Raw genomic sequence first — 13,638 nt, forward strand, 5'->3', positions numbered from 1 at the left:
TCCGGCGCAGCGTTTATCGAGGAGAGTCTATGAACAAGGTTGCTCAGTATTACCGCGAATTGGTGGCATCGCTGACCGAACGTCTGAAAAACGGCGAACGCGATATCGACGAACTGGTGGCCAGCGCGGAGCGGCGGTTGAACGAGGCCGAAGATCTGACGCGCGACGAGGTGCGGCAGGTGACGCAGGCGGTGCGGCGCGATCTGGAAGAGTTCGCCCGCAGCTATCAGGAAAGCCGGGACGAGTTTACCGACAGCGTGTTTATGCGGGTGATTAAGGAGAGCCTGTGGCAGGAACTGGCGGATATCACCGATAAAACCCAGTTGGAGTGGCGCGAGGTGTTCAAGGATGTCAGCCACCACGGCGTGTATCACAGCGGTGAAGTGGTGGGGCTGGGCAATCTGGTCTGCGAGCAGTGCCATTACCACCTGGCGTTCTACACGCCGGAGGTGCTGCCGCTCTGCCCGAAATGCGGTCACGACCAGTTCCAGCGTCGGCCATTTGAACCCTGATGACGTCCCCCGCCGCGGCGGGGAACGCTGACGTTTACCGTTAACGGAACAGTTTCTTCAGCAGGTTGCTCAGGAAACCGCCGCTGACGGCTTCTTGGGCGACGTTTGCCGGCGCCGGTGCGCTGGCCGGGACGGCGACGCCGGCCGGGATTTTCTGCGCGACCGCGATGCGGCTGTCCTGGGCGGCTTTCTCCGCCGCTTCCGGGCCGTAGGCGAAGCCTTCCGCCAGCACGAATTCAACGTCGGTGATGCCGATAAAGCCCAGGAACAGCTTCACGTACGGGGTGATCAGATCCGTCGGCGTGTCGGCGTGGATGCCGCCGCGGCTGGAGATGACGATCGCTTTTTTGCCCGTCACCAGCCCTTCGGCGCCGGCGGAGGTGTAGCGGAACGTCTGACCGGCGCGGGCGATCAGATCAAAGTAGATCTTCAGCTGCGTCGGGATGTTGAAATTGTACATCGGGGCGCTGATGATCAGCGTGTCGTGCGACTTCAGCTCGGCAATCAGCTCATCGGACAGCGCCAGGGTGCTTTGCTGATGCGGCGTCAACGGCTTGTCGCCGGCGGTAAAGCCGGCCATCACTTCGCCATCCAGCTCCGGCAGCGTTGGGTTAGCCAAGTCGCGCACGGTGAAGGTGTCTTCCGGGTGAGCTTCTCGCCATTGTTCAACAAAAAAATCGACTAATTTTCCAGACTGGGAATATTCACCCAGAATACTTGATTTCAGGACCAGTACGCGGCTCATTGGCTTATCTCCAGGCGAAGTGTAATCGGTAACGATGTCAATCGGTGTAAACGCATGGTAGAGGCAAGCCATCAACAGTGATAGCGCAAAAATTCGCTGAGTTAAATCAAAAAAGTTGAATGAGGGCGCGAGCGCGCCCCGAGAGGATCAATAACGCGTGACGCGCTCGGCCAGCAGATCGATAAAGCCTGCGCGATCGATGCCGGTCAGCACTTCCACGTTGGCCGCGTTGCCGGTTTGCTGGAAATAGTCCACCACCGTCATGCCGACGGTGTATTCCCCTTTAGTCTCCACGCCGACCCAGCGTTCTACGCCGGTGAACAGCTGCGGCGCCAGCAGCCAGGCGATGGTGCAGGGATCGTGCATCGCTGCCCCGGGCAGGCCGCGCGGATGGCTGAGGTAGAGCGGCAGGTAAAAATCGAGCATCTCCGCGACCGCCTGCGCGACCGGATTGTCTATCTGGCGAATGCGCTCGATATCCTGCGGCAACACCAGCGCCTGATGGGTGACGTTCAGCCCGGCCATGGTCAGCGGCACGCCGGATTTCAACACCATCTCGGCGGCTTCGGGATCGACGAAGATATTGAATTCCGCCACCGGCGTGGTATTGCCGGCATTCATGCCGCCGCCCATAAATACGATGCGCTCGATACGGCTTTTCAGCTCGGCGTGCTGGGCCAACAGCAGGGCGATGTTGGTCATCGGGCCGGTCACCACGAGGGTGATTGGCTGCGGGCTGGCGCGCAGCAGGTCGGCGATCAGCTCGACGGCGCCGCGGGGATCGGGTTTGAGGGTCGGCGTCGGCAGGTGGGTGTTGCCCATGCCGGTTTTGCCGTGGACATAGTCGGCGATCACCAGCTCGCGCATCAGCGGGCGAGCGGCGCCGGCGGCGACAGGGATGTCCTCGCGCTGCATCAGGGTCAACAGACCCAGCGCGTTATGCAGGGTTTTCTCCGGCGTCTGGTTGCCGGCGGAGGTGGTGATGGCTTTGACGTCCAGCTCCGGCGAGCGCAGCGCCATAGCCAGCGCGATGGCGTCGTCGAGGCCGGGATCGCAATCGATGATAATAGGGCGGGGCATGTTCTTTCTCCTCTGTTTGTTATCCGGCGAGCATCGGATCAAAAACGAGGAGATACAAGCGCTTTTCGTGCCGGGAGAAAAGATGCGCCCCAGGCGGGGCGCATAGCGAGAACTTAGTGCAGGATCTTGGCGAGGAAGTCCTTGGCGCGATCGGACTCGGGGTTGTTGAAGAAATCGTCTTTGTTGCGGTCTTCGACGATTTTGCCTTCGTCCATAAAGATCACGCGGTTCGCCACCTTGCGGGCGAAGCCCATTTCGTGGGTCACCACCATCATGGTCATGCCTTCGTTCGCCAGCTCGACCATCACGTCCAGCACTTCGTTGATCATTTCCGGATCGAGCGCCGAGGTCGGTTCATCGAACAGCATGGCGATCGGATCCATGCACAGCGCGCGGGCGATGGCGACGCGCTGTTGCTGACCGCCGGAGAGCTGACCGGGGAACTTGTTGGCATGGGCGGACAGGCCGACGCGTTCCAGCAGCTTCAGGCCCTTCTCGCGTGAGGCGGTCTTGTCGCGCTTGAGCACTTTTACCTGCGCCAGCGTCAGGTTGTCGATAATGGACAGGTGCGGGAACAGTTCAAAGTGTTGGAACACCATGCCGACCTTGGCGCGCAGCTGCGCCAGGTTGGTTTTCTTGTCGTTGACGGGCGTGCCGTTCACCAGGATGCTTCCCTGCTGGATCGGCTCCAGGCCGTTGACGGTTTTGATCAGGGTGGACTTGCCGGAGCCTGAAGGACCGCAGACGACGACCACTTCGCCTTTTTTCACTTCGGTGGTGCAATCGGTCAACACTTGAAAGTGACCGTACCACTTGGAAACATTTTTCAGGGATATCATCAAACAGTCCTTTTCTTCAAATAGCTTACCAGCGCCGAGGCTGCGAGGCTGATAACAAAATAGACAAAGCCGGCGAACAGGATCATTTCAACCTGGGTGCCGTCGCGTTCGCCGATGGTCGATGCGGTGCGGAAGAAGTCGGCCAGGCTCAGTACGTAAACCAGCGAGGTATCCTGGAACATGACGATGCCCTGGGTCAGCAGCAGTGGCACCATGGCGCGGAACGCCTGCGGCAGGATCACCAGCCGCATGGATTGCCAATGCGTCATGCCCAGCGCCAACGCGGCGGAGGATTGGCCGCGCGAGATGCTGATGATACCGGCGCGGATGATTTCCGAGTAATAGGCCGCTTCAAACAGGGAAAAGGCTACCATAGCCGAGATCAGGCGAATATCGGTTTTCGGCGACAGGCCTAGAACTTGTTGTAATAAGCTTGGAACCACCAGATAGAACCACAGCAGCACCATCACCAGCGGCACCGAGCGGAACAGGTTGACATACAGGGTGGCGAACCAGCTGATGGGCTTGAACGGCGACAGACGCATCACCGCCAGCACGGTGCCCCACAGAATGCCGACCACGATGGCGGTCACGGTGATCTTCAGCGTGATCGCCATGCCCTGCAGCAGATAAGGGAAGCTTGGGACGATCGACGCCCAGTCAAATTCGTACATTATTTACTCCCCAGGTTGCCAGGCAACTGCACTTTCTTTTCGACCAGACGCATAAACAGCATGATCACGGCGTTGATGCCGATATAAGCCAGCGTAATGGCGGTAAAGGATTCATAGGCGTGTGCGGAGTAATCCAACAGCTTGCCGGCCTGTGCGGCCATGTCCACCAGGCCGATGGTGGAGGCGATGGCGGAGTTTTTGACCAGGTTGAGCATCTCCGAGGTCATCGGCGGCACGATAACCCGGTAGGCGTTCGGCAACAGCACGTAGCGGTAGGTTTGCGGCAGCGTCAGGCCCATCGCCAACCCGGCGGCTTTCTGGCCGCGCGGCAGGGATTGAATGGCGGCGCGCACTTGCTCGCAAACGCGGGCGGCGGTAAACAGCCCCAGACAGAGCATGGAAGAGACGAAGAACTGCACGTTGGGATCCAGCTCGGTCTTGAACCAGGTGCCGATATTGGCCGGCAGCAGCTCGGGGATCACCAGATACCAGGTAAAGAATTGCACGATCAGCGGCACGTTACGGAACAGTTCGACGTAACAGGTGCCGAGAGTGGAAAGAAAGCGGTTGGGCACGGTACGCAAGATACCGAACAGCGAACCGACGAAGAAAGCGATAATCCATGCACAGACGGAGAGGGCCACCGTGACCTGAAAGCCGGACCAGATCCAGCCGAGGTAAGTGGTGTTCCCAAACGGGGCCTGCTGCAGGAAGATACCCCAGTTCCAATCTATTGACATAACAAACTCCGATAAACGGGCGCAGGGCGCCGAAAAGTGATGACTTGATAGGCGCCGATCGCCGCACGGCCAGTCGGGCTGGCTTGTTGTGTGCGGAGATCGGTGACGCGCCTTGGGGAAAATGAGGGAGGGGAACGGCCCCCCTCATTCCTGTCTGTCCCAGTCATCAACTGGGCCGGTTTGGCTTGGCGGCCACCCCGGCTTTATTCTATTGAGTCAGTTCAACGCTTTGTCGTTAGGCGCTTTGAACAGTTGCTTCATGTCGTCCGACAGCTCGAAGTTCATGTTGAGGTTTTTCGGTGGGATAGGCTGCTTGAACCATTTATCAAACCACTTGGCCGCTTCACCGGAGGTTTGCGCCTGGGCGATAGTGTCATCGACCAGTTTCTTGAACTCAGGATCGTCTTTACGCAGCATGCAACCGTAGGCTTCTTTCGACTGCGGCGTGCCGATGATTTCCCATTGGTCCGGCTTCTTGGCTTTGGCGCGCTCGCCCGCCAGCAGGGCGTCATCCATCATGAAGGCCACCGCGCGGCCGCTTTCCAGGGTGCGGAAGGAGTCGCCGTGGTCTTTGGCGCTGATGATGCGCATGTTCATTTTGTCGCTGTCGTTCAGTTTGTTCAGCAACACTTCGGACGTGGTGCCGGAGGTGACCACCACCGGTTTGCCGGCCAGGTCTTTAAAGTCTTTGATGTCGGAGCCTTTCTTCACCAGCAGGCGGGTGCCGACCACAAAGATGGTGTCGGAGAAGGCGGCCTGTTTCTGGCGCTCTACGTTATTGGTGGTAGAGCCGCATTCGAAGTCATAGGTGCCGTTTTGCAGCAGCGGGATGCGGTTCTGCGAGGTAATCGGCAGCATTTTCACCTGCAGATTCGGTGCATTCAGCTTTTTCTTAACGGCTTCAACGATTTGGTTGGAGTAGTCCTGAGAGTAGCCCACAACTTTTTGCTGGTTGTCGTAGTAGGAAAAGGGCACAGACGATTCGCGGTGGCCGACAACGATAACGCCGTTGTCTTTGATTTTCTTCAGCGTACCGGTCAGGTCTTCCGCGTGCGCCACGCTACCTGCCATACCGAGCAGCAGTAACGATAACGCCAATTTACGCATTTGCATGGTCCAACTCCTTTGCTGTTGTGGTGGCTCTGACTAAAGAGCGTCAGGTTTAAATCGACTATTTATTGCTCAGGTTATAAAGATAGTCTTAGAACGGATAGCCGTTAAAAAATAACCGATTGTGAATATCTTGAAACTAAAATGTTTCATTTTTTGAGACGCCGCGCGCACCAAATCAATGCAACCAAACCCAGACGCACCTGCATGGTGCGTTCGGCGCCTCCAAAATGTGCACGGGTGCGACAAAACGTCAGCAAAAGTTAACCGACGTGCGATGTCACCTTAGATAAAGCAAGGAGTGTGCCAGCCGCGTTGATTTAACGACGTTTTCTGACCGAGGTGGGGGAACGTTTACGGAAACGCGGGGCGCGGCGGGCGCGCCCCGGCGAAGAGGACTATTTGCGGCGCAGGCCCAACATCAGCGCCCAACCGCCCAGCAACAGGGTGATCACCCACAGCGGCGTGGCGCCGAAACGCGCGTAAGGCGTGACGCCGGTGGTCGGTGTGACCTTCACTTCAAGCACCTGACGAGTGAACTGCGGGATCTCGGCGATCACGTCGCCGTTCGCGTCCACTGCGGCGGTGACGCCGTTGTTGGTGCTGCGCAGCAGCGGCCGGCCCAGTTCCAGCGCCCGCATGCGCGCCATCTGGAAGTGCTGCCATGGGCCGATGGAGTGGCCGAACCAGGCGTCGTTGGAGATGGTCAGCAGGAAGTTGGTGTCCGGGCGGAAGTTATCGCGCACCTGCTGGCCCAACACGATTTCGTAGCAAATGGCCGCCGTCAGGTTGTAGCCGCGTACGCTGAGCTGCGGTTGTACGTAGTCGCCGCGGCTGAAGGAGGACATCGGCAGGTCGAAGAACGGCGCCAGCGGCCGCAGCAGCGTCTCCAGCGGCACAAACTCGCCGAACGGCACCAGGTGGTGCTTGTTGTAGCGATCGTTGGCGGGGTACCTGTACGGCGTCGGTTCACCGAGCACGATGGCGCTGTTGTAGATTTGCTGGCCCTGCGGCGTGGCGCGCACGTCGACGATGCCGGTGATGAGGCTGCTGTTCTTCGCCCGCATCAGGTCGTCCATCATCGTCAGGAAGCCGTTCTGATTGGCTTCATAATCCGGGATGGCGGATTCCGGCCAGATAACGATCGGTGCCTTGCCCATGTAGGGACGGGTTTCGTCCAGATAGGTTTGCAGCGTGCTGACCAGCGCTTTCGGATCCCATTTCATCGATTGAGCGATGTTGCCTTGCACCATGGCGACATTCACCGCTTTATCCGTCTGCGGAGTAAACCACTGCAGCTGGCGCAGCGGCCATGGCAACAACAGCAGCGCGGCGGCGATCACCGCCGCCGAGAGGCGGCGCTGATTGACGGCGTACACCAGCAGGCCGGCGATGGCCATCAGCACAAAGGTGATGGCGTCGACGCCCAGCAGCGGCGCGATGCCTTTCAGCGGGCCGTTGATCTGGCTATAGCCGAACTGCAGCCATGGGAAGCCGGTCAGCACCCAGCCGCGCAGGAATTCCGTGACCTGCCACAGCGCCGGCGCGGCGATGGCCAGCCGCCACCAGCGGGTGGCCGGCCACAAGCGCGTCAGCAGCCCGGCGAACAGCCCGGTATACAGCGACAGGTAAGCAGCGAGCAGCGCCACCAGGAAGACGTTGACGGCGAAGGGCATGCCGCCGAAATCGGCGATGCTGACATACACCCAGTTGATCCCGCTGCCGAACAACCCGAAGCCCCAGACAAAGCCGAGCAGGGCGGACTGTTTGGTGGTGCGATTGAGGGTAACGGCCAGCAGGCCGAACAGGGAGACGATGGCCGCGGGCCAGAAATCGTAGGGCGAGAACGCCAGCGTCCCGCCGGCACCTGACAACAGCGCCAGCAGGGCGCGAACCCACTGGCGTTCAAGTAATGAGGCTTTAGCCATGTTGGATTTAATCTTCCAGTTTCGGTGGTGGAGAGTCGTCCGGAATTTTTACATGAACCTGGATGATACGTCGACTGTCTGCCATGGCAACTTTAAATAGGTAACCTTCGATTTCAATGGTTTCCCCGCGCGCAGGCAGATGGCCGAAGGCCTGCATCACCAAACCGCCGATGGTATCGACCTCGTCGTCGCTGAAATGGGTGCCGAAGGCTTCGTTGAAGTCTTCGATCGGCGCCAGCGCGCGTACGGTGTACATGTGGCGGCTGAGCTGGCGGATATCCAGATCGTCTTCGTCGTCGTATTCGTCTTCGATCTCGCCGACGATCAGTTCCAGAATGTCTTCGATGGTGACCAGGCCGGACACGCCGCCGAATTCGTCAATGACAATCGCCATGTGGTAGCGCTGGGAGCGGAACTCTTTCAACATCCGGTCGACGCGCTTGCTTTCCGGCACCACCACCGCGGTGCGCAGCACTTTGTCGATGCTGAACGGCTCAGAGTCTGCGCGCATGAACGGCAGCAGATCCTTGGCCATCAGGATGCCTTCGATGTGATCTTTGTCTTCGCTGATCACCGGGAAGCGCGAGTGGGCGGAGTCGATAATCACGTCCAGGCACTCTTCCAGCGTCTGGTTGCGCTTGAGCGTCACCATCTGGGAGCGGGGGATCATGATGTCGCGCACGCGCTGTTCGGCGATATCCATCACGCCTTCCAGCATGTCGCGGGTATCGGGATCGATCAGGTCGTTTTGTTCGGAATCACGGATCAGCTCGACCAGATCGCCACGGTTTTTGGGCTCGCCGTGGAACAGCTGGTTAAGGATAAGAGTAAAGAACCCCTTCTTGGGACTGGGGCTGTCATTGCTTTGTGAATGGTCGTCGCTCATGGCGTTTTCGTTACTGTCACTCATGTCAGAGTTAAGGGGCGTCAGCGACAGCCCCGTTAGGGGCTGTAAGGTAAACGGCTGACGTCAGACGGGGTCTTTTTCCGCCAGGTACGGATCAGGGTAGCCCAGTCCGTGCATGATTTCGGTTTCCAAAGACTCCATTTCTTCGGCTTCATCGTCTTCGATGTGGTCATACCCTAGCAGATGAAGGCTGCCGTGGACAACCATATGCGCCCAGTGGGCCTCCAGCGCCTTGCCTTGCTCAATCGCTTCCTGTTCAACCACCTGGCGGCAGATGATCAGATCGCCGAGCAGCGGCAGCTCGATGCCCGGCGGGGCTTCGAACGGGAAAGAGAGCACGTTGGTCGGCTTGTCTTTGCCGCGATAGGTCAGGTTCAGCTCGTGGCTTTCCGCTTCGTCCACCAGACGCACGGTGACCTCGGCCTCTTCCTGAAATTGCGGCAGCACGCCTTCCAGCCAGCGCTGGAACGTGGCTTCATCCGGCAGGCCGTCGCTGCTTTCACAGGCAATCTGCAGATCCAAAATCACCTGACTCATGGTGTCTCCTGCTCGGAGGCGGCGAGCGCCTCGCGCTTACGTTGTTCGGCAATTGCGTCTTTGCGTTTCTGTTCGGCCGCTTCCCAGGCCTCATAAGCGATGACCACGCGGGCCACCACCGGGTGGCGCACCACGTCTTCGCTGTGGAAGAAGTTGAAGCTCAGTTCTTCCACGTCCGACAGCACTTCCACCGCGTGGCGCAGGCCGGATTTCTGGTTGCGCGGCAGGTCGATCTGGGTGACGTCGCCGGTGATGACCGCCTTCGAGTTGAAACCGATGCGCGTCAGGAACATCTTCATCTGCTCGATGGTGGTGTTCTGGCTCTCATCCAGAATGATAAAGGCGTCGTTCAGCGTACGGCCGCGCATATAGGCCAGCGGCGCGACTTCGATCACGTTGCGCTCAATGAGCTTCTCCACGCGCTCGAAGCCCAGCATTTCGAACAGGGCGTCGTACAGCGGGCGCAGATAAGGATCAACCTTCTGGCTCAGATCGCCCGGCAGGAAGCCCAGCTTTTCGCCGGCTTCGACCGCGGGACGGGTCAGCAGAATGCGGCGAATTTCCTGGCGTTCCAGCGCATCCACCGCGGCGGCGACCGCCAGGTAAGTTTTGCCGGTACCGGCCGGGCCGATGCCGAAGGTGATGTCGTGATCGAGAATGTTGGCGATGTACTGCGCCTGGTTAGGCGTGCGCGGTTTCACCATGCCGCGCTTGGTTTTGATGGTGACCGCCTTGCCGTAATCCGGCACGCTGTCCGCCACCTGTTCCAGCACCCGGCTCTCTTTGATAGCCAGATGGATTTGCTCCGGATCGATATCCGGGATCACGCCGCGAATCGGCGCGGTATCCACGTACAGATGGCGCAGGATATCGGCGGCGGCGACCACGCACAGGTTTTTGCCGACCAGCTTGAAGCGGTTGTCGCGACGATTGATTTCGATGCCCAATCGGCGCTCGAGTTGCTTGATGTTGTCATCAAACGGGCCGCACAGGCTGAGCAAACGCTGGTTGTCTGCGGGCTCCAACATAATTTCTTGTGTTGCGACGTTCAAACTATTCCTCTAGGTCACATCGGGCCTGGTTGATGTCACATAGCGCGTCCGGGACGCGCGCGTTCAGGGCGAGCCTGAATACTCTCTTTCTTGAATTATTCATGGTGCGCCGCAACGGCGCAAGTTTACCGCTGATCTATCTGTGCGCCGTCGGCGGAATTCAAGGGAAGATAAGGAAAAAACGCGGCGGGGCGCAAAGCCCGCCGCGTCATCACAGGACAAGGCCGCCGAGAATCAGTTCTTTTTCACGAACTCGGATTTCAGTTTCATCGGGCCGAAGCCGTCGATTTTGCAGTCTATGTTGTGATCGCCTTCCACCAGACGAATGTTTTTCACCTTGGTGCCGATCTTCAGCATCGAGGAGCTGCCTTTAACCTTCAGGTCCTTGATCACGGTGACCGCGTCGCCGTCCGCCAGCAGGTTGCCGTTGGCGTCTTTGACGATCAGCGCGTCCTGATCTTCCGCCGGGGCGCTGTCGCTCCACTCGTGGGCGCACTCAGGGCAGATGAACAGGGCATTGTCCTGGTAGGTGTATTCTGAGTTGCACTTCGGGCAGTGTGGGAGTTGCATGTTATGTCGCCTCTTCAACAATAAAAAATAAAAAAAAGAACATCACCGGGCGCGGACGCCCGGCGGAGAAACGGTAAGGAGTAGCGCGAACGGGCGGCGATAAGGCGGGCCGCCGCGGCGTCAGGGCTGGTAAATGCCGACGCCCAGCGCGTTTTCTTTGCGGGTACGGGCGATCACCGACTGCGGGGATTCATGTACGCGCAGATCCATCTGCTGTTCGGTGCGCACCACTGCGCCACGCAGGGTGTTGGTCAGCACCTCGGTAATTTCCACGTCGACAAACTGGCCGATCATGTCGGGCGTGCCTTCGAAGTTTACCACACGGTTGCACTCCGTGCGCCCGGCCAGCTCCATCACGCTTCTGCGCGAGGTGCCTTCCACCAGAATGCGCTGGACGGTGCCGAGCATGCGGCGGCTGAACTGCAGCGCCTGCTGGTTGATGCGATCCTGCAGAATATACAGCCGCTGTTTTTTCTCTTCTTCACTGACGTCGTCAACCATGTCCGCCGCCGGCGTACCGGGGCGCGACGAATAGATGAAGCTGAAGCTGACGTCGAAGTTGACGTCGGCGATCAGGTTCATGGTTTGTTCGAAGTCGGCCTGGCTCTCGCCCGGGAAACCGACGATGAAGTCGGAGCTGAGCTGGATGTTCGGGCGCGCCTTGCGCAGCTTGCGGATAATCGCCTTATACTCCAGCGCGGTATGGGCGCGTTTCATCATGGTCAGGATGCGATCCGAACCGCTCTGCACCGGCAGGTGCAGGAAGCTGACCAGCTCCGGCGTGTCTTCGTACACCGCGATGATGTCATCGGTGAACTCGATAGGGTGGCTGGTGGTGAAGCGAATGCGATCGATGCCGTCGATGGCGGCCACCAGGCGCAGAAGTTCGGCGAACGAGCAGATATCGCCGTCATGCGTGGCGCCGCGGTACGCGTTGACGTTTTGGCCGAGCAGGTTGACTTCGCGCACGCCCTGCGCCGCCAGTTGGGCGATTTCGAACAGCACGTCGTCGCTCGGGCGGCTCACTTCCTCGCCGCGGGTGTATGGCACCACGCAGAAAGTGCAGTATTTGTTGCAGCCTTCCATGATCGACACGAACGCGGTCGGGCCTTCGGCGCGCGGCTCCGGCAGGCGGTCGAACTTTTCGATCTCCGGGAAACTGATATCGACCACCGGGCTGCGGGTGCCCTGAACGTGGTTGATCATTTCCGGCAGGCGGTGCAGGGTCTGCGGGCCGAATACCACGTCGACGCAAGGCGCGCGGCTGCGGATCAGTTCGCCTTCTTGCGAGGCCACGCAACCGCCGACGCCGATGATGACAGACGGGTTCTTCTCTTTCAGCAAGCGCCAGCGCCCCAGCATGGCGAAAACTTTTTCCTGCGCTTTTTCACGGATCGAGCAGGTGTTCAGCAACAGCACGTCCGCTTCCTCGGCGTTGTCGGTCCACTCGAAGCCGTGCGTGCTGTTCAACAGGTCGGCCATTTTCGATGAATCGTACTCATTCATCTGGCAGCCCCAGGTTTTGATATGTAGTTTTTTCGTCATTGACTTGCCATTACTCAGTGCGGAGCGAAAGTTGCGTTACGCGACATGCAGGGCGCGTATTGTAATCATTTGCCGCCGTTGTGACCAGCGCGGGGGAAAATGGCACGCAACCTGAAGCCGAAGCGAAAATCCGGTACACTGCGCAAAACGCCATGTCGGGTGGGATGGCGAGCATTCACATAGAAAACATAGCCAATATGAAGACATCTCAAAATCGGTACGACGCGGTGGTGGTGGGCGGCGGCATGGTCGGCGCGGCGGCGGCTCTGGGCCTGGCGCAGGCGGGCTGGTCGGTGGCGTTGCTGGAACATCAGGCGCCGCAGGCGTTCGAGGCGCAAAGCCCGCCGGACCTGCGCATTTCCGCTATCGGCTGCACCTCGGTGGGGCTGCTGAAACAGCTCGGCGCCTGGCCCGCCGTGAGGGCGATGCGCACGGCGCCATATCGCCGGCTGGAGACCTGGGAATGGGCGTCGTCGCGCGTGGCGTTCGATGCGCTATCGCTGGGGCTGCCGGAGTTGGGCTTTATGGTGGAAAACCGCATTTTGCAGCTGGCGCTGTGGCAGCAGTTCGCACAGTGCGCCAATTTGACGCTGCTGTGCCCCGCCAGGCTGCAATCGCTGCAGCGGGCGGACAAGGCCTGGCAACTGACGCTGGACAGCGGTGAAACGCTGCAGGCGCGGCTGGTTGTCGGCGCCGACGGCGCCAACTCGCAGGTGCGCAAGCTGGCGGCGATCGGCACCAACGGCTGGCAGTATCGTCAGGCGTGCATGTTGATCACCGTCGATACCGGCGCGCCGCAGCAGGATGTGACCTGGCAGCGCTTCTTCCCGTCAGGGCCGCGCGCTTTCCTGCCGCTGTACGACAGCTGGGCGTCGCTGGTGTGGTATGACAGCCCGCAGCGCATTCGCCAACTGCAGGCGATGCCGCCGGCGCAGCTGGAGCGCGAGATCGCCGCCGCTTTTCCGGCGCGACTGGGCCCGGTCAAGGTGCACGCCGCCGGATCGTTCCCGTTGACGCGCCGTCATGCGCAGCGCTACGTGCTGCCGGGCCTGGCGCTGCTGGGCGATGCGGCGCATACCATCAACCCGCTGGCCGGGCAGGGCGTCAATCTGGGGTATCGCGATGTGGATGCCTTGCTGAACGTGCTGAGCGAGGCGCGGGAGCAGGGAGAAGACTGGAGCGGCGAGGCGGTGCTGCTGCGCTATCAACGCCGCCGCCGTACCGACAATCTGTTGATGCAGAGCGGCATGGATCTGTTCTATACCGCCTTCAGCAATAACCTGGCGCCGCTGACCGTGGCGCGCAATCTGGCGCTGATGGCCGCGCAGCGGGCGGGCAAGCTGAAAGAGCATGCGTTGAAGTACGCCTTGGGATTGTAACCGACAGGGCTCAGCGGTGG

14 protein-coding genes are annotated in these 13,638 nt (G+C 59.9%); 2 read left to right on the top strand and 12 right to left on the bottom strand.

The genetic code is table 11. The features are described from left to right. Positions 1-29: 29 nt before the first annotated feature. Positions 30-512 (top strand): zinc ribbon-containing protein, encoded by a 483-nt coding sequence (locus ACMGG9_RS04535; RefSeq protein WP_025301844.1) that lies wholly within the window; start codon positions 30-32, stop codon positions 510-512. Between the two features lie 40 nt (positions 513-552). On the opposite strand, the gene ACMGG9_RS04540 is transcribed toward ACMGG9_RS04535, so the two are convergent. From ACMGG9_RS04540 to miaB, 12 genes are all read right to left on the bottom strand, one after another. Next, positions 553-1,257, bottom strand: coding sequence for an FMN-dependent NADH-azoreductase (locus tag ACMGG9_RS04540; RefSeq protein ID WP_033642164.1), 705 nt, complete (start codon positions 1,255-1,257; stop codon positions 553-555). A gap of 147 nt (positions 1,258-1,404) precedes the next feature. Beyond that, positions 1,405-2,337 carry a pyrimidine-specific ribonucleoside hydrolase RihA gene (gene rihA, locus ACMGG9_RS04545; RefSeq protein WP_197782174.1) on the bottom strand — a complete coding sequence of 311 codons (933 nt, stop codon included), beginning with the start codon at positions 2,335-2,337 and terminating at the stop codon, positions 1,405-1,407. Positions 2,338-2,450: 113 nt separating this feature from the next. Further along, positions 2,451-3,176 (bottom strand): amino acid ABC transporter ATP-binding protein, encoded by a 726-nt coding sequence (locus tag ACMGG9_RS04550; protein WP_004939983.1) that lies wholly within the window; start codon positions 3,174-3,176, stop codon positions 2,451-2,453. Further along, entirely contained in the window at positions 3,176-3,850 is a 675-nt protein-coding gene (gene gltK, locus ACMGG9_RS04555) for a glutamate/aspartate ABC transporter permease GltK (RefSeq protein ID WP_414161941.1), read from the bottom strand. The genes ACMGG9_RS04550 and gltK overlap by 1 nt, the downstream gene beginning before the upstream one ends. Next, a complete protein-coding gene (locus ACMGG9_RS04560) occupies positions 3,850-4,590 on the bottom strand; it encodes an amino acid ABC transporter permease (protein WP_004939979.1) in 741 nt (246 codons plus the stop codon). Before ACMGG9_RS04560 ends, gltK begins: the two co-directional genes overlap by 1 nt. 216 nt (positions 4,591-4,806) lie before the next feature. Continuing rightward, positions 4,807-5,703: an amino acid ABC transporter substrate-binding protein gene (locus ACMGG9_RS04565; protein ID WP_033642166.1), complete on the bottom strand. Its 897-nt coding sequence runs from the start codon at positions 5,701-5,703 to the stop codon at positions 4,807-4,809. A gap of 395 nt (positions 5,704-6,098) precedes the next feature. Then, on the bottom strand, positions 6,099-7,628 hold the full coding sequence (lnt, locus tag ACMGG9_RS04570; RefSeq protein WP_047572360.1) for an apolipoprotein N-acyltransferase: 1,530 nt from the start codon (positions 7,626-7,628) through the stop codon (positions 6,099-6,101). A gap of 7 nt (positions 7,629-7,635) precedes the next feature. Then, entirely contained in the window at positions 7,636-8,514 is an 879-nt protein-coding gene (gene corC / locus ACMGG9_RS04575; RefSeq protein WP_004939973.1) for a CNNM family magnesium/cobalt transport protein CorC, read from the bottom strand. Between the two features lie 84 nt (positions 8,515-8,598). Beyond that, entirely contained in the window at positions 8,599-9,072 is a 474-nt protein-coding gene (ybeY, locus tag ACMGG9_RS04580) for an rRNA maturation RNase YbeY (RefSeq protein ID WP_004939970.1), read from the bottom strand. After that, positions 9,069-10,100, bottom strand: coding sequence for a PhoH family protein (locus ACMGG9_RS04585; protein ID WP_019454071.1), 1,032 nt, complete (start codon positions 10,098-10,100; stop codon positions 9,069-9,071). The genes ybeY and ACMGG9_RS04585 overlap by 4 nt, the downstream gene beginning before the upstream one ends. Before the next feature lie 258 nt (positions 10,101-10,358). Next, on the bottom strand, positions 10,359-10,694 hold the full coding sequence (locus ACMGG9_RS04590) for a zinc ribbon domain-containing protein YjdM (protein WP_004939967.1): 336 nt from the start codon (positions 10,692-10,694) through the stop codon (positions 10,359-10,361). A 120-nt stretch (positions 10,695-10,814) separates the two neighbouring features. Next, positions 10,815-12,239, bottom strand: coding sequence for a tRNA (N6-isopentenyl adenosine(37)-C2)-methylthiotransferase MiaB (miaB, locus tag ACMGG9_RS04595; RefSeq protein ID WP_033642169.1), 1,425 nt, complete (start codon positions 12,237-12,239; stop codon positions 10,815-10,817). A 197-nt stretch (positions 12,240-12,436) separates the two neighbouring features. Between miaB and ubiF the strand changes: the two genes are divergently transcribed. Beyond that, positions 12,437-13,618: a 3-demethoxyubiquinol 3-hydroxylase gene (gene ubiF / locus ACMGG9_RS04600; RefSeq protein ID WP_414161942.1), complete on the top strand. Its 1,182-nt coding sequence runs from the start codon at positions 12,437-12,439 to the stop codon at positions 13,616-13,618. Positions 13,619-13,638 lie beyond the last annotated feature (20 nt).

The organism is Serratia sp. BNK-10 (assembly GCF_047456065.1).
GTDB lineage: Bacteria > Pseudomonadota > Gammaproteobacteria > Enterobacterales > Enterobacteriaceae > Serratia > Serratia ureilytica.